13 protein-coding genes are annotated in these 15,508 nt (G+C 72.7%); 6 read left to right on the top strand and 7 right to left on the bottom strand.

The genetic code is table 11. The features are described from left to right. Positions 1-14: 14 nt before the first annotated feature. From tal to pgl, 5 genes are all read left to right on the top strand, one after another. Positions 15-1,193 (top strand): transaldolase, encoded by a 1,179-nt coding sequence (tal, locus tag ACNAVT_RS27360; RefSeq protein ID WP_416300321.1) that lies wholly within the window; start codon positions 15-17, stop codon positions 1,191-1,193. Between the two features lie 89 nt (positions 1,194-1,282). Then, entirely contained in the window at positions 1,283-2,920 is a 1,638-nt protein-coding gene (locus tag ACNAVT_RS27365) for a glucose-6-phosphate isomerase (RefSeq protein WP_416300339.1), read from the top strand. 215 nt (positions 2,921-3,135) lie between these two features. Further along, positions 3,136-4,650, top strand: coding sequence for a glucose-6-phosphate dehydrogenase (gene zwf, locus ACNAVT_RS27370; protein ID WP_416300323.1), 1,515 nt, complete (start codon positions 3,136-3,138; stop codon positions 4,648-4,650). Positions 4,651-4,672: 22 nt separating this feature from the next. Next, the gene (locus ACNAVT_RS27375) at positions 4,673-5,683 is read left to right on the top strand and encodes a glucose-6-phosphate dehydrogenase assembly protein OpcA (protein ID WP_416300325.1); all 1,011 of its coding nucleotides are present in this window, start codon (positions 4,673-4,675) and stop codon (positions 5,681-5,683) included. Positions 5,684-5,769: 86 nt separating this feature from the next. Then, positions 5,770-6,540, top strand: a complete 771-nt coding sequence (gene pgl, locus ACNAVT_RS27380; protein WP_416300326.1) for a 6-phosphogluconolactonase — start codon at positions 5,770-5,772, stop codon at positions 6,538-6,540. Between the two features lie 152 nt (positions 6,541-6,692). Here the strand turns inward: pgl and secG are convergent, their stop codons facing one another. From secG to rapZ, 7 genes are all read right to left on the bottom strand, one after another. After that, complete coding sequence (secG, locus tag ACNAVT_RS27385; RefSeq protein WP_416300340.1) at positions 6,693-6,956, bottom strand: preprotein translocase subunit SecG; 264 nt, start codon at positions 6,954-6,956, stop codon at positions 6,693-6,695. 94 nt (positions 6,957-7,050) lie between these two features. Further along, on the bottom strand, positions 7,051-7,842 hold the full coding sequence (tpiA, locus tag ACNAVT_RS27390) for a triose-phosphate isomerase (RefSeq protein WP_416300327.1): 792 nt from the start codon (positions 7,840-7,842) through the stop codon (positions 7,051-7,053). Next, entirely contained in the window at positions 7,843-9,042 is a 1,200-nt protein-coding gene (locus tag ACNAVT_RS27395) for a phosphoglycerate kinase (RefSeq protein ID WP_416300328.1), read from the bottom strand. It lies immediately after the preceding gene. A gap of 109 nt (positions 9,043-9,151) precedes the next feature. Next, on the bottom strand, positions 9,152-10,156 hold the full coding sequence (gene gap / locus ACNAVT_RS27400) for a type I glyceraldehyde-3-phosphate dehydrogenase (protein WP_416300329.1): 1,005 nt from the start codon (positions 10,154-10,156) through the stop codon (positions 9,152-9,154). Between the two features lie 263 nt (positions 10,157-10,419). After that, positions 10,420-11,400 carry a DNA-binding protein WhiA gene (whiA, locus tag ACNAVT_RS27405; protein ID WP_416300330.1) on the bottom strand — a complete coding sequence of 327 codons (981 nt, stop codon included), beginning with the start codon at positions 11,398-11,400 and terminating at the stop codon, positions 10,420-10,422. Between the two features lie 54 nt (positions 11,401-11,454). Continuing rightward, positions 11,455-12,468, bottom strand: coding sequence for a gluconeogenesis factor YvcK family protein (locus tag ACNAVT_RS27410; RefSeq protein ID WP_416300331.1), 1,014 nt, complete (start codon positions 12,466-12,468; stop codon positions 11,455-11,457). After that, on the bottom strand, positions 12,465-13,373 hold the full coding sequence (gene rapZ, locus ACNAVT_RS27415) for an RNase adapter RapZ (protein WP_416300332.1): 909 nt from the start codon (positions 13,371-13,373) through the stop codon (positions 12,465-12,467). Before rapZ ends, ACNAVT_RS27410 begins: the two co-directional genes overlap by 4 nt. A 271-nt stretch (positions 13,374-13,644) precedes the next feature. Between rapZ and recQ the strand changes: the two genes are divergently transcribed. After that, positions 13,645-15,498, top strand: a complete 1,854-nt coding sequence (gene recQ / locus ACNAVT_RS27420; protein WP_416300333.1) for a DNA helicase RecQ — start codon at positions 13,645-13,647, stop codon at positions 15,496-15,498. Positions 15,499-15,508 lie beyond the last annotated feature (10 nt).

Here is a 15,508-nt window from a genome sequence, read left to right on the forward strand (position 1 = left end):
GGAGCGTGGACGGCATGACCGACAGGCTGGGTGAGCTGAGCGCCGCGGGAGTGGCGATCTGGCTCGACGATCTTTCCCGGGTACGACTGAGCTCCGGCGGGCTGGACCAACTGCGCCGCGAGAAGCATCTGGTGGGGGTGACGTCCAACCCGACCATCTTCGCCAAGGCGCTGAGCGCCGCGGAGGAGTACGACTGGCAGCTGAACGATCTCGCCACCCGCAAGCTGGAGTTCGAGGAGGCGGTTCGCCTGCTCACCACGTACGACGTGCGGTGGGCCTGCGACGTGATGCGGCCGGCGTACGACGCGACCAACGGCATCGACGGCCGGGTCTCCATCGAGGTGGACCCGCGGCTGGCCCACGAGACCGAGACGACGGTCGCCGAGGCCAAGGGGCTGTGGTGGCTGATCGACCGGCCCAACCTCTTCATCAAGATCCCGGCCACCGAGGCGGGGTTGCCGGCGATCACGGCGACGCTGGCCGAGGGGATCAGCGTCAACGTCACGCTGATCTTCGGCCTGGACCGGTACTCGCAGGTCATGGAGGCCTTCCTCGCCGGCCTGGAGCAGGCGAGGGCGAACGGGCACGATCTGTCCAAGATCGGTTCGGTCGCGTCGTTCTTCGTCTCCCGCGTCGACAGCGAGGCGGACAAGCGGCTGGAGAAGATCGGCTCGGCCGAGGCCAAGGCGCTGCGCGGCAAGGCCGCCATCGCCAACGCCCGGCTCGCGTACGAGCGGTACTGCGAGGTCTTCGCCTCCGACCGCTGGCAGGCCCTGGCCGACGCCGGCGCCCACCCGCAGCGCCCGCTGTGGGCCTCCACCTCGACAAAGAACCCGGACTACCGGGACGTGATGTACGTCGAGGAGCTGATCGCACCCGGCACGGTCAACACCATGCCGGAGGCCACCATCCACGCCTTCGCCGACCACGGTGAGGTCCGGCCCGACACCGTCACCGGCTGCTACGACGACGCCCGCAAGGTCTTCAACGACCTCCAGGCGGTCGGCGTGGACATGGCCGACGTGGTCGCCGTCCTCGAGCGGGAGGGTGTGGAGAAGTTCGAGGCGAGCTGGCAGGAGCTGCTCGACGGGGTGAAGAAGTCGCTCGCCGAGGCGGCCACGGGCAGCGGACAGCCCGGCCGGGCCGCCAAGGGCAACGCGCAGGCCGCCGAACGGGCCGGGGGCAACGCGTGACGGACGGCGCCGGAAGCGTCCCGGGGCACCGCCCCGGGACGCTTCCCGGCGCCGTCTCCCACCCGGACCCCGCCGGCGCCGCGAGCGACCTGCTGGCCGGCCCGGCGGACGTCGCCGCCGGGCTGGCCGTGCACGGCGCCGACGCGGTCGACCGATCCGCGCCCGCGTCGGTGCGCGCGGCCCTGGTCGCCCGGGACGTCCCCGCCCGGCTCGCCGCCAAGGATCCCACCATCTGGGGGCCCGGGGCCGAGGCGGAGGCGAAGGTACGCCTCGGCTGGGTGGACACCCACCACCGCAGCCGGGAACTGCTCCCCCAGCTCGCCGAGCTGGTCGAGGAACTGGCCGACCTGGACCACGTGGTGCTCGCCGGGATGGGCGGCTCGTCACTCGCCCCGGAGGTGATCGCCCGCGCCCTCGGCCGGCCGCTGACCGTGCTGGACACCACCGATCCCGGGCAGGTCCGGGCGGCCCTCGCCGACCGGCTGGACCGGACCGTGGTGGTGCTCTCCAGCAAGTCCGGCTCGACGGTGGAGACGGACAGCCACCGGCGGGCGTACTGGCAGGCGTTCCTCAACGCCGGGATGACCGAGGCGGAGGCCGCCCGACACTTCGTCGTGGTCACCGACCCGGGATCGCCGCTGGAGGCCACCGCCGCCGAGATGGGCGTGGTCACCATGGTCGCCGACCCGGACATGGGCGGCCGATACTCCGCGCTCACCGCGTTCGGCCTGGTCCCCTCGGCGCTGGCCGGGGTCGCGGTGACCGACCTGCTGGACGACGCCGACGCGCTGTCCGGGTCGCTGGGCCGGGATCGGGACAACCCGGGCCTGGCCCTCGGGGTGGCACTCGGCGCGGCGGCCACCACCGGCCGGGACGTGGTCGCCCTGGCGTCGGACGGCACCGGCGTCGACGGGCTGGGCGACTGGGCCGAGCAGCTGCTCGCCGAATCGACCGGCAAGGCCGGGGTGGGGATCCTGCCCGTGGTGGTGGAGTCCCCGGACGCCCCCGGCGCCACCGGGCCGGGCGTCCTCACCGTCAGCTACGGCGGGGCACTCGCCCCGGGTGCGGCACCCGGTGCCGGCACCACGGACGTGGCGGTCAACGGCCCCCTCGGCGCCCACTTCCTGACCTGGGAATACGCCACCGCAATCGCCGCGGCGGTGCTGGGGGTCGACCCGTTCGACCAGCCGAACGTCACCGAGAGCAAGGAGAACACGGCCCGCCTCCTCGCCGACGGTCCACTGGTGGAGACACCGTCGTTCACCGACGGCGCGGTCGAGGTGTACGCCCCGGCCGGCGCCCCCGGCGACCTGGCCGGCGTGCTGCGCCGGCTGCTCGACGGGCTGGGCGACGACGGATACCTCGCGGTGACGGCATACCTCGACCGGCGGGCCGACGCGGCGGTGGCCGAGCTGCGCCCGCTGCTGGCGCGGGCCGCCGGACGCCCGGTGACCTTCGGGTGGGGACCACGTTTCCTGCACTCGACCGGGCAGTACCACAAGGGCGGCCCGCAGGTCGGCAGCTACCTCCAGGTGACCGGCGCGGTCACCGATGATCTGCAGGTGCCCGGCCGCCCGTACACCTTCGGAGAGCTTCAGGCGGCCCAGGCCGCCGGCGACCGGCAGGCCCTGGCCGGCCGGGGACGACCGGTGCTGCGACTGCACCTGACCGAGCGGGCGACCGGCGTCGCCCAGCTGCTGGATGCGGCCGGACGGACACGGACATGACGATGAATGGCGTGACATCAGCGGAGCCAGGAGGAACCGTGAGCGCGAGGAGTGAGCCGGTCTTGCGAGCCCCGCAGTCGCGAACTGAGGTGGCATTGTGAGCGCGAGGAGTGAGCCGGTCCTGCGAGCCCCGCAGTCGCGAACTGAGGTGGCATTGTGAGCGCGAGGAGTGAGCCGGTCCTGCGAGCCCCGCAGTCGCGAACTGAGGTGGCCCGGTGAACCCGCTGCGCGACCCTCAGGACCGACGGCTGCCACGGATCCCGGAGCCGTGCGCCCTGGTGATCTTCGGGGTGACCGGTGACCTGGCCCGCAAGAAGCTGCTGCCCGCGGTCTACGACCTGGCCAACCGGGGGCTGCTGCCGCCCGGTTTCGCGGTCCTGGGCTTCGCCCGGCGCGACTGGGGCGACGGCGACTTCGAGTCGCTGGCCCACGAGGCGGCGAAGAAGCATGCCCGCACCCCCTGGCGGGAGGAGGTCTGGGCGCGGCTGGCCAGCAACATCAAGTTCGTCGGCGGCTCGTTCGACGACGACGCCGCGTTCGACCAGCTCGCCGTCACCCTCGACGAGCTGCGGGACAGCCACGGCATCGCCGGCAACGCCGCCTTCTACTTCTCCATCCCCCCGGCGGCCTTCCCCGTGGTGCTCAAGCAGCTCGCCCGCACCGGCATGGCGGACAACGCCAAGTCCGGCGGCTGGCGCCGGGTGGTGGTGGAGAAGCCGTTCGGCAACGACCTGCGCTCGGCGAAGTCGCTCAACGAGCTGGTCGACGACGTCTTCACCCGCCAGGACGTCTTCCGGATCGACCACTACCTGGGCAAGGAGACGGTCCAGAACATCCTCGCCCTGCGGTTCGCCAACAACCTGTTCGAGCCGCTGTGGAACTCGAAGTACGTCGACTCGGTGCAGATCACCATGGCCGAGGACGTCGGCATCGGCACCCGGGCCGGCTTCTACGACTCCGCCGGCGCCGCGCGGGACGTGCTCCAGAACCACCTGCTGCAACTGCTCGCCCTGGTGGCGATGGAGGAGCCGACCAGCTTCGACGCCGACGAGATCCGCACCGAGAAGCTGAAGGTGCTCAAGGCCATCACGGTGCCCAGCGACATCGCCCGGGACACCGTGCGGGGCCAGTACCTGCCCGGCTGGGTCGGCGGCGAGCGCGCCGTCGGCTACCTGGAGGAGGAGGGCGTCCCGCAGGACTCCACCACGGAGACGTACGTCGCGGTCAAGCTCGGCATCCAGAACCGGCGCTGGGCCGGGGTGCCGTTCTACATCCGGGCCGGCAAGCGGCTGCCAAGGCGGGTCACCGAGGTGGCCATCATGTTCAAGCGGGCGCCGCACCTGCCGTTCAACCCGACGGACGTGGAGTCACTCGGCCCCAACCAGCTCGTCATCCGGGTCCAGCCGGACGAGGGCGTGGTGCTGAAATTCGGCTCCAAGGTGCCCGGCACCGCCATGGAGGTCCGCGACATCGCGATGGACTTCCAGTACGGCGAGGCGTTCACCGAGTCCAGCCCCGAGGCGTACGAGCGGCTGGTGCTGGACGTGCTGATCGGCGACCGGACGCTGTTCCCCGACGCCGCCGAGGTGGAGCAGAGCTGGCAGGCGGTGGACCCGCTGGAGCGCGCCTGGGCGAGCACCCGGCCCGAGCCGTACCGGTCCGGCGAGTGGGGCCCGCGGGCCGCCGACGAAATGCTGGCCCGCGATGGCCGCGCCTGGCGGCGGGCATGACCGACCAGACCTGGAGGATCCGTTGATCGGGCTGTGGGACACCACCGGCAACGAGGTGGTCAAGGCGCTCGCCGCCGAGCGGCGCAGCGCGGGCGGGGTGGCCAGCGGGATGGCGCTCACCCTGATCGTGGTGGTGGACGAGAAGCGGGTCCGCGAGGCGGAGGCGGCCGCGACCATTGCGGCCGCCGCCCACCCGTGCCGGCTGCTCGTGGTGGTCCGCTCCGACATCGAGCGGGACCGCAACCGCCTGGACGCGGAGATCGTCGTCGGCGGCCGGCTCGGCCCGTGCGAGGCGGTGGTGACCCGGATGTACGGCCGGCTCGCGCTGCACGCCGAGTCGGTGGTGATGCCGCTGCTCGTGCCGGACGTGCCGGTGGTGACCTGGTGGCACGGCGAGCCGCCGGAGGAGATCGCCACCGACTTCCTCGGTGTGGTGGCGGACCGGCGGATCACCGACTCGGCGCAGGCGGCCGATCCGATCGCCGCGCTGCGGCAGCGGGCCGCCGACTACGCCCCGGGCGACACCGACCTGGCCTGGACGCGGATCACCCCGTGGCGCACCCTGGTCGCCGGGGCGTTCGACACCATCCAGTCCGAGATCACCGAGGCGACGGTGGTGGCGCCGCGGGCCGACCCGACGGCGGCGCTGATGCGCGGCTGGCTCGCCGCCCGGCTCGGCATCGACCCGACCTGGGTGGGCACCGACGAGTTCCCCCGGATGCGCGAGGTGCAGCTGCGCTGCGCCAACGGAGACGAGCTGACCCTGACCCGGGACGACAGCATGGCGACGTTCCGGCGTACCGGCCAGGAGGACCGCGCGCTGCCGCTGGTCCGCCGCCCGCTCGGCGACGAACTGGCCGAGGAACTGCGCCGCCTGGACGCCGACCAGGTGTACGCGGAGGCGCTCGGCGCGACCGCCGGCATCGCCGGGCTGGACCAGCGGCCCGGCCAGCGGGTGCACGTGTGGAAGGATCCGGCCACCGCCCAGCGGGCCGAAGCCGGAATCACCGCGCACGCGGCCGCCAACCAGTGAGCGGGGCCGCCGGACGGGACGGACCGCCCGGCGGTCGGACAGCCAGGTGACCGCCATGGGGCGGTCGGAGCACGAAGGCGCGATGGATGAGTGAGGCGAGTGTCGCCGTACACGCCGACCCCGACCTGCTGGCGCAGGCGGTGGCGGCCCGGTTGGTGGTGAAGCTGCTCGACGCGCAGGCGGACCGGGGCCAGGCGTCGGTGGTACTGACCGGCGGGCGGATCGCCGCGGCGGTGTACCGGGCGGTGGCGGAGCTGCCGGCCCGGGACGCCGTCGACTGGTCCCGGGTCGACGTCTGGTGGGGCGACGAGCGGTTCCTGCCGACCGGTGACCCGGAACGCAACGAGACGCAGGCCCGGGCGGCACTGCTGGACGCGGTGCCGCTCGACCCGGCCCGGGTCCACCCGATGCCGGCCTCGGACGGGCCGGCCGGCAACGACCCGGAGGCGGCCGCCGCCGGATACGCCGAGGAGCTGGCCCGGGCGGCCAGGCCGGGCCATGCCGCGCTCCCCCACTTCGACGTGCTGCTGCTCGGCGTCGGGGAGGACGGGCACGTGGCGTCGGTCTTCCCGGAGCACCCGGTGCACCACGACAACCGCCCGGTCAGCGCGGTACGCGGCAGCCCGAAGCCGCCGCCGGTGCGGACGACGCTGACCCTGCCGGCGATCAACACGGCCGAGGAGATCTGGCTGGTGGCCGCCGGCGCGGACAAGGCCCGGGCGGTGGGTATGGCGCTCGCCGGGGCCGGGCCGGTGCAGCTGCCGGCGGCCGGGGTGCACGGGGTGTCCCGCACCCTCTGGCTGCTCGACCGGGCGGCAGCAGCCGATGTGCCGCCGCGACTGCGCAGCCTGCGCTGAGCGATGAGGAGGGGCCCTGCCGTACGGCAGGGCCCCTCCTCATCGGCAGCACCGCCCCGGGCCCGGGCGACGACGGCGCGGTACGGCGGAGAAAACAACCGCGCGCGGCCCGTGACGGACCGCGCGCGGTTGATACGAATCGGCGGGCTGGCTCAGGCGCCGGCGGCGCTCAGCTGGAGCCGGAGCCAGAGCCCGATCCCGACGATGGACGCGAACCAGACGATCCCGACCAGAACCGTGTAACGGTCGAGGTTCTTCTCGGCCACCGAGGAGCCGGCCAGGCTGGAGCTGACGCCGCCGCCGAACATGCTCGACAGCCCGCCACCCTTGCCGCGGTGGAGCAGGATCAGCAGGGTGAGCAGGATGCTCGTGATGACCAGCAAAGAGATCATCGTGTAGGCGAACCAGATCGGCATGGCGGGGGTCAGTCCTCTCGTTGCGATCACTGCCCGTCCTGTCGGGCACGTTGGCACCGACCGACGGACGGGCAGCGTCAAGGATAGCGAGCGATCAGCGGGCGATGTGCTCCGGGAACCGGCAGATCTGCGCGAATTCTTCGGCGTCCAGGCTGGCACCCCCGACCAGGGCCCCGTCCACGTCGGGCTGGGCCATGATCGCGGCGATGTTCGACGCCTTGACCGACCCGCCGTAGAGGATCCGGACCTGCTGGGCGGTGGTCTCGTCGAAGGTCTCGCCGAGCCGCTTCCGCACCTCGCCGCAGACCTCCTGGGCGTCCTCCGGGGTCGCCGTCTTGCCGGTGCCGATCGCCCACACCGGCTCGTACGCCACGACGACCTTGGTGACCTGCTCCGCGGTGAGCCCCCGGAGCGCGCCGTCGAGCTGGTCGCAGCAGTGCGGGACGTGCCGGAGCTGCTCCCGCACCTCCAGCCCCTCGCCGATGCACAGGATCGGGGTGAGCCCGTTGGCCAGCGCGGCGTTGACCTTGTCGTTGACCAGGGCGTCGTCCTCGTTGTGGTACTGCCGCCGCTCGGAGTGGCCGACCACGACGTACGTGCAGCCCAGCTTGGCCAGCATCGGCCCGGAGATGTCCCCGGTGTACGCGCCCGCCGGGTACGGCGACAGGTCCTGCCCGCCGTAGCCGATCAGCAGCTTGTCGCCGTCCACCGCGGTCTGCACGGTCCGCAGGTCGGTGAAGGGCGGCAGGATCACCGTCTCGACGTCGGTGAGCTGCTTCTCGGTGAGGCTCGCGGCCAGCTTCTGCACCAGCAGGTTGGCCTCGAAGTGGTTCAGGTTCATCTTCCAGTTGCCGGCCATCAGCGGCCGGCGGGTGGTGCTCGCCATTCAGTTCTCCAGGGCCGCGATGCCGGGGAGGGTCTTGCCCTCCAGGTATTCCAGGGAGGCGCCGCCGCCGGTGGAGATGTGACCGAAGGCGGACTCGTCCAGGCCGAGCACCCGCACGGCCGCGGCCGAGTCACCGCCGCCGACCACGCTGAACGCGTCCGCCTTGGTGATCGCCTCGGCGACGCCCCGGGTGCCGTTGGCGAACGCGGCCATCTCGAACACGCCCATCGGACCGTTCCAGAAGATGGTCTTCGCCTGGGACAGCGCGGCCGCGAAGCCGGCCACCGTCTCCGGCCCGATGTCCAGGCCCACCTGGTGGCTCGGGATGCCGTCGGCGGGCACGGTGTCGTGCGCGGCGTCCGGGGCGAAGGCGACCGCGGCCACCACGTCGACCGGCAGCATGATCTTGCCCGGCTCGCGCTCCATGAGGTTGCGGCAGGTCTCGACCATCTCCTCCTCGAGCAGCGAGGAGCCCACCTCGTGGCCCTGCGCCTTGAGGAAGGTGAAGCACATCCCGCCGCCGATGAGCAGCCGGTCGACAGTCGGCAGCAGCGCCTCGATCACCGCGAGCTTGTCGGAGACCTTGGAACCGCCCAGCACGACCACGTACGGCCGATCCGGGTTGCCGGTCAGCTTGCTGAGCACCTCCACCTCGCGCAGCACCAGCCGGCCGGCGACGTGCGGCAGCCGGGCCGGCACGTCGTAGACGCTGGCGTGCTTGCGGTGCACGGCGCCGAAGGCGTCGTCGACGTACGCGTCGCCGAAGGCGGCGAGCTGGTCGGCGAAGGCGCCCCGTTCGGCGTCGTCCTTGCTGGTCTCGCCCTTGTTGAAACGGAGGTTCTCCAGCAGGGCGACCTGGCCGTCGGCCAGCCCGTCCACCGTGGAGCGGGCGGACTCGCCGACGGTGTCCTCGGCGAAGTGGACCGTGGTGCCCAGCAGCTCGCCGAGCCGCCCGGCGACCGGGCGGAGGCTGAACTGCGGGTCGGGCGCGCCCTTCGGGCGGCCCAGGTGCGAGCAGACGACAACCTTGGCACCGGCCTGGACCAGCGCGCTCAGCGTCGGCAGGACGGCCCGGATCCGGCCGTCGTCGGTGATCTCCCCGGTCTGCTTGTCGAGCGGGACGTTCAGGTCGGCGCGCACCAGCACGCGCCGACCCGACACCCCCTCGGCGAGCAGGTCGTCGAGGTTACGGATGCTCACCGAGCCAGCCCTCCGTTCGTGACTGAGCCTGCCTCAGCTCGCGACTGCGGGGCTCGCTCCGCTCGCTCCTCGCGCTCGCGACTGGGGCTCGCAAGCTCACTCCTCGCACTCACAGCGAGCTACCGACCAGCTTGACCAGGTCGACCAGACGGTTCGAGTAGCCCCACTCGTTGTCGTACCAGCCGACGACCTTGACCTGGTTGCCGACGACCTTGGTCAGCGGCGCGTCGTAGATGCAGGACGCCGGGTCGGTGACGATGTCTGCGGAGACGATCGGGTCCTCGTTGTAGACCAGGATGCCCTTCAGCGGGCCGTTCGCGGCGGCCTTCATCGCGGCGTTGACCTCGTCCACCGTGGTCTCACGGTTGACGTTGACGGTCAGGTCGGTGGTGGAGCCGGTCGGGATCGGCACGCGCAGGGCGTAGCCGTCCAGCTTGCCCTTCAGGTCCGGCAGGACCAGGCCGATCGCCTTGGCGGCACCGGTCGAGGTCGGGACGATGTTGAGCGCGGCGGCCCGGGCCCGACGCAGGTCCTTGTGCGGCGCGTCCTGCAGGTTCTGGTCCTGCGTGTACGCGTGGATGGTGGTCATCAGACCCTGCTGGATACCGAACGTGTCGTGCAGCACCTTCGCCATCGGAGCGAGGCAGTTGGTGGTGCAGGAGGCGTTCGAGATGATGGTGTGCTTGGCCGGGTCGTACTGGTCCTGGTTGACGCCCATGACCACGGTGACGTCCTCGTTCTTCGCCGGGGCCGAGATGATGACCTTCTTGGCCCCGCCGTCGATGTGCGCCTTCGCCTTGGTGGCGTCGGTGAAGAAGCCGGTGGACTCGATGACGATGTCGACGCCCAGCTCGCCCCACGGCAGCTTGGCCGGGTCCTTCTCGGCGTACGCCTTGATGGTGTGGCCGCCCACGCTGATCTCGTCGTCGGTGGCCTTCACCTCGTGGGGGAGGCGACCCAGGATGCTGTCGTACTTGACAAGGTGGGCGAGCGTCGCGTTGTCGGTCAGGTCGTTGACCGCCACGACCTCGACGTCAGCGCCGGACGCCAGCACTGCCCGGAAGAAGTTGCGGCCGATCCGGCCGAAGCCGTTGATGCCAACCCGGATGGTCACAGGTCCCATCTCCTCGCGTTCTGGTCCGCCGGCGTCAGAACCCGGCCGGCGGAAATGTGTTCGCCGACCGTGGAGCCGGCCGTTGACGGTTCATCTCGGCCACCCCGCCGCGGTCCAAGGAGACCTGACCGCCCGAGGCGGTGAGTACGGCGAGGCGTGCCTGTGCCGGCCCCCTTGCCGTACGCAGCGACCCTATCCGAGCGCGCGACATCGCGCTGCGGCGGGTGGTGAACCCGCTCGCAGAATGTCGCCCCACCGTCCTATCAGACCACGAGCATGTCGGGCGTGACGGCTGCTTCCGTATCCGGGATGCCCAGGTCTCGGGCCCGCTTGTCGGCCAGCGCGAGCAGCCGGCGGATCCGGCCCGCGATGGCGTCCTTGGTCAGCGGCGGGTCGGCCAGCGCCCCCAGCTCCTCCAGCGAGGCCTGCCGGTGCTCCAGGCGCAGCCGCCCGGCCGAGGTGAGGTGGTCGGGGGCGTCGTCGGCGAGAATCTCCAGCGCCCGGGTGACCCGGGCGGCGGCGGCGACCGCGGCCCGGGCCGAGCGGCGCAGGTTGGCGTCGTCGAAGTTGGCCAGCCGGTTGGCGGTGGCCCGGACCTCGCGGCGCACCCGCCGCTCCTCCCAGGCCAGCACGCTGGAGTGGGCGCCGATCCGGGTGAGCAGCGCGGCAATCGCGTCGCCGTCCTTGACCACCACCCGGTCCACGCCACGCACCTCACGGTTCTTGGCGGTGATCCCGATCCGCCGGGCCGCGCCGACCAGGGCGAGCGCCGACTCCGGCCCCGGGCAGGTGATCTCCAGCGCGCTGGACCGGCCCGGCTCGGTCAGCGACCCGTGTGCCATGAACGCGCCGCGCCAGGCGGACACCGCGCAGCAGACGTTGGCGGCGACCACGTGCGGCGGCAGCCCGCGCACCGGGCGACCACGGACGTCCAGCAGGCCGGTCTGCCGCGCCAGCGCCTCGCCGTCCTTCACCACCCGTACGATGAAGTGGCTGCCCTTGCGCAGCCCGCCGGAGGCGAGCACGTGGATCTCGCTCGGATACCCGTAGACCTCGGCGATCTCCCGGCGGAGCCGCCGGGCGACCGCGCCCGTGTCCAGCTCCGCCTCGACCACCACACGACCCGACACGATGTGCAGGCCGCCGGCGAAGCGCAGCAGGGCGGCCATCTCCGCCCGCCGGCAGCAGGGCTTGGGCACGTCGACCCGACTCAGCTCGTCCTTGACCGCAGCCGTCATCGCCATAGTGCGCCCCCTCACGGACCGGTTTCGGCGTGTCGCCGATGATTACGTACGTGTCTAACGATCGGCGCCCAGGACAGGCACCAGCGCGGCGCCCAGGGCGGCTGGATCATGACGGGGCGTGCCGTCGGTGACGGCGACGGGGGCGAGGACCAGCCGGGCACCCAGCGATTCTGCCGCACGTTCGACCGCTTCGGGGTCACCCACCGCCGTGGAGTCGGCCAGCACCATGTCCACCTTCAGCTCGGGCAGATAGCGCCGCAGGGTGTCCAGATGGTCGGGCAGGGAGAGCCCGAGGGTCTCCTTCTCCGCCACCAGGTTGAGCGTCACCAGCCGCCGGGCCGGGCTGGAGATGATCGCGTCGGCCAGCCCCGGCACGAGCAGGTGCGGCAGCACGCTGGTGTACCAGCTTCCCGGCCCGAAGATGAGCCAGTCGGCCTCGCGTACCGCGGCCACCGCCTCGGCGCAGGCCGTCGGCGCGGCCGGGGTGAGCCGCAGCGACTCGACCCGCCCGGCGGCGACTGCCACCTGGTGCTGGCCGCGCACCGTGCGTACCTCGTCGGGGCGGTCCGGGTCGGCGCCACGCACCCGGGCCTCGATGTCGACCGGCTGCCGGGACATCGGCAGCACCCGGCCGACCGCGCCGAGCATCGCGCCGGCGTGGTCGAGCGCGGCCACGGGGTCGCCGAGCAGTTCCATCAGCCCGCAGAGCACCAGGTTGCCGACCGCGTGCCCGGCGAGCGAGTCGGCCGCTCCCCCGCCGACGCCGGCCAGGCCCGCCGCGGAGGCGGCGACGCCCGGCGCCGCGACGGCGAACCGGTGCTGGAAGAGGCCGGCGCTGGCCCGGGTGGCCGGGTGATCCCCGGCCAGCGCCACCAGCGCCTGCCGGAGGTCCCCCGGAGGCAGCCCGCCGCGCTCGGCCCGCAGCCGGCCGCTGGAGCCGCCGTCGTCGCCGACGGTGACCACCGCGGTGATGTCCAGGTCCAGCTCGGGTACGCAGTGCCGCAGCGCCCGCAGGGACGCCGAGAGCCCGTGCCCGCCGCCGAACGCGACCACCCTGGCCGGGCTCATTCCCGCCCCAGGTCCCGGTGCTGGGCGTTCGCGGCGATGCCGGACCGGCGCAGCCGGGCGGCCAACTCCTCCGCGATCGCGACGCTGCGGTGCTTGCCGCCGGTGCAGCCGACGGCGACGGTCAGGTAGCGCTTCCCCTCCCGCTCGAAGCCGACGGTGGTGGCGTTGACCAGGTCGGAGTATCCGGCCACGAACGCCTCGGCACCCTCCTGGCCCAGCACGTACGCGCTGACCGCCTCCTCCCGCCCGGTGTGCTCGCGCGGCTCCGGCACCCAGTACGGGTTGGGCAGGAACCGGGCGTCCATCACGAAATCGGCGTCCGGCGGGAGGCCGTACTTGAAGCCGAACGAGAGCACGGTGATCCGCAGCCGGCGGGAGTCCTCCCCGCCGAACAGCTCCTCCACCCGGCGCCGGAGCTGGTTGACGTTGAGGTGGCTGGTGTCGATGATCACGTCGGCCTGGTCCCGGGCTTCCTCCAGCAGGGTGCGCTCGACGGCGATCCCGTCGGCCAGCCGGCCCTCCCCCTGCAACGGGTGCGAGCGGCGGACGCTCTCGAACCGCCGGATCAGCACCTCGTCGTCGGCGTCCACGAACACCACCCGGGGCTGGAAGCCGCGCTCGCGCAGCTCCCGAATCGCCCCGGCCAGGTCGGTGGAGAAGGCACGCGAGCGGACGTCCAGCACCATGGCCGTGCGCCGGGCCGCGCCGCCGGCCTTGAAGGCCAGCTCGGCCATGTCGAGCATGAGGGCCTGCGGCAGGTTGTCGACCACGTAGAAGCCGACGTTCTCCAGCGCCCGGGCCACCGTGCTCCGGCCACCGCCGGAGAGGCCGGTGACCACCACCAGGGTGGTGTCCGCCTCGGCCGGCGCCGGCCGTCCGAGGGCTGTCTCCGTATCGGTCGGCACCAGGTCTCCCGCCGTCCGCGCCTCGCTCACCCGCTACCCCCAAGCCCGTGGCGCCGCAGCCGATCGGCCGCGTGTGGTCAGTCAGCGACTCTAACCGCTGCCACCCCGCCCGGGATTCCACGGGGTGACGACCGGAACAGCAGCTTGTCCGGTTTGCCGGCCGCCGCCCCCGGCCTGTCGTACTGCCGACAGCCCGGCGGGACGGCCCGCCCGGTCGCCGGCACCCGCTCGCCGCGCGGCCGCTGTCGGGGGACGCTCGTAGACTGCCCGGGTGCTCTCCCCCACCGATCAGCGGACCGACGACGCCCTGCGGGTGCTGCACCGGGTGTTCGGCTACGACGCCTTCCGGGGCTTCCAGCAGGAGGTCGTCGAGCACGTGACGGCCGGCGGCGACGCGCTGGTGCTGATGCCGACCGGGGGCGGCAAGTCGCTCTGCTACCAGATCCCCGCCCTGGTCCGGGACGGGGTCGCGGTGGTGGTGTCCCCACTGATCGCGCTCATGCAGGACCAGGTCGACGCGCTCACCGCGGTCGGCGTCCGCGCCGGGTTCCTCAACTCGACCCAGGAGCCCGCCGAGCGGCGGCGGGTGGAGGCGGCCTTCCTCGCCGGCGAGCTGGACCTGCTCTATCTGGCCCCGGAGGCGCTGGCGGTCCGCTCCACCGCCGCCCTGCTCGAACGGGGCCGGATCGCGCTCTTCGCGATCGACGAGGCGCACTGCGTCTCCCAGTGGGGGCATGACTTCCGCCCCGACTACCTCAACCTCTCGGTGCTGCACGAGCGGTGGCCGGGGGTGCCGCGGATCGCCCTCACGGCCACCGCGACGAAGGCCACCCGCACGGAGATCGCCACCCGACTGAAGCTCGGCGACGCCCGGCACTTCGTGGCCAGCTTCGACCGGCCCAACATCCAGTACCGGATCGTGCCCAAGCGGGAGCCGCGCAAGCAGTTGCTGAGCCTCCTGCGCGACGAGCACCCCGGTGACGCCGGGATCGTCTACTGCCTCTCCCGCGCCTCCGTGGACAAGACCGCCGAGTTCCTGGTGGCCAACGGCATCCCGGCGCTGCCCTACCACGCAGGGCTGGACGCGGCGACCCGGGCGGCCAACCAGCAGCGGTTCCTGCGTGAGGACGGGCTGGTCATGGTCGCCACCATCGCCTTCGGCATGGGCATCGACAAGCCCGACGTACGCTTCGTCGCCCACCTCGACCTGCCCAAGTCGGTCGAGGGCTACTACCAGGAGACCGGCCGCGCCGGGCGGGACGGGTTGCCGTCGACCGCCTGGCTGGCGTACGGGCTCCAGGACGTGGTTCAGCAGCGCAAGATGATCGAGACCTCGGAGGGCGACCTGGCGCACCGCCGCAACCTCGCCACCCACCTGGACGCGATGCTGGCCCTGTGCGAGACGGTCCGCTGCCGCCGTGCCCAGCTGCTGGAATACTTCGGCGAGACCGGCGCGGGCGGCTGCGGCAACTGCGACACCTGCCTCGACCCGCCCGAGTCCTGGGACGGCACGGTTGCCGCGCAGAAGCTGCTCTCCACCGTCTACCGGCTGGACCGGGAGCGCAACCAGCGGTTCGGCGCCGGGCACTGCGTGGACATCCTGCTCGGCCGACACACCGACAAGATCACCCAGCACGGCCACGACTCGCTGACCACCTTCGGCATCGGCACCGAGCTGCGCGAGGCGGAGTGGCGGGGCGTGGTGCGGCAACTGCTCGCCGAGGGCCTGCTCGCGGTCGAGGGCGACTACGGCACGCTGGCGCTGACCGAGGCGAGCGCCGAGGTGCTGGGCCGCCGGCGGACGGTCGTCATGCGGCGGGAGCCGGAGAAGCCGCTGTCCGGCCGGGCGGCGAAGCCCCGAGGCACGACGACCGTCGTCGCCGACCTCGCCCCCGCCGCGGCACCGGTCTTCGAGCGGCTGCGGGCCTGGCGGGCGGCCACCGCTAAGGAGCAGGGTGTGCCCGCGTACGTGATCTTCCACGATGCCACCCTGCGGCAGATCGCCACCGAGGCGCCGGCCTCGCTGGCCGACCTGTCGCGGGTCAGCGGCGTCGGCGAGAACAAGCTCGCGAAGTACGGCGAGCACATCCTCGCCGTACTCGCCGAGGGCGACGATCCTGCCTGACCGATACCCG

Origin of the sequence: Micromonospora sp. SL4-19 (assembly GCF_047921475.1) — a bacterium.
Lineage (GTDB): Bacteria > Actinomycetota > Actinomycetes > Mycobacteriales > Micromonosporaceae > Micromonospora.

Bases quoted from the DNA above. Each gene is read 5' to 3' on its own strand.
- whiA (WP_416300330.1), bottom strand. From the start codon at position 11,400: ATGGCGATGACGGCTGCGGTCAAGGACGAGCTGAGTCGGGTCGACGTG.
- tal (WP_416300321.1), top strand. From the start codon at position 15: ATGACCGACAGGCTGGGTGAGCTGAGCGCCGCGGGAGTGGCGATCTGG.
- tpiA (WP_416300327.1), bottom strand. From the start codon at position 7,842: ATGGCGAGCACCACCCGCCGGCCGCTGATGGCCGGCAACTGGAAGATG.
- pgl (WP_416300326.1), top strand. From the start codon at position 5,770: ATGAGTGAGGCGAGTGTCGCCGTACACGCCGACCCCGACCTGCTGGCG.
- ACNAVT_RS27410 (WP_416300331.1), bottom strand. From the start codon at position 12,468: ATGAGCCCGGCCAGGGTGGTCGCGTTCGGCGGCGGGCACGGGCTCTCG.
- secG (WP_416300340.1), bottom strand. From the start codon at position 6,956: ATGCCGATCTGGTTCGCCTACACGATGATCTCTTTGCTGGTCATCACG.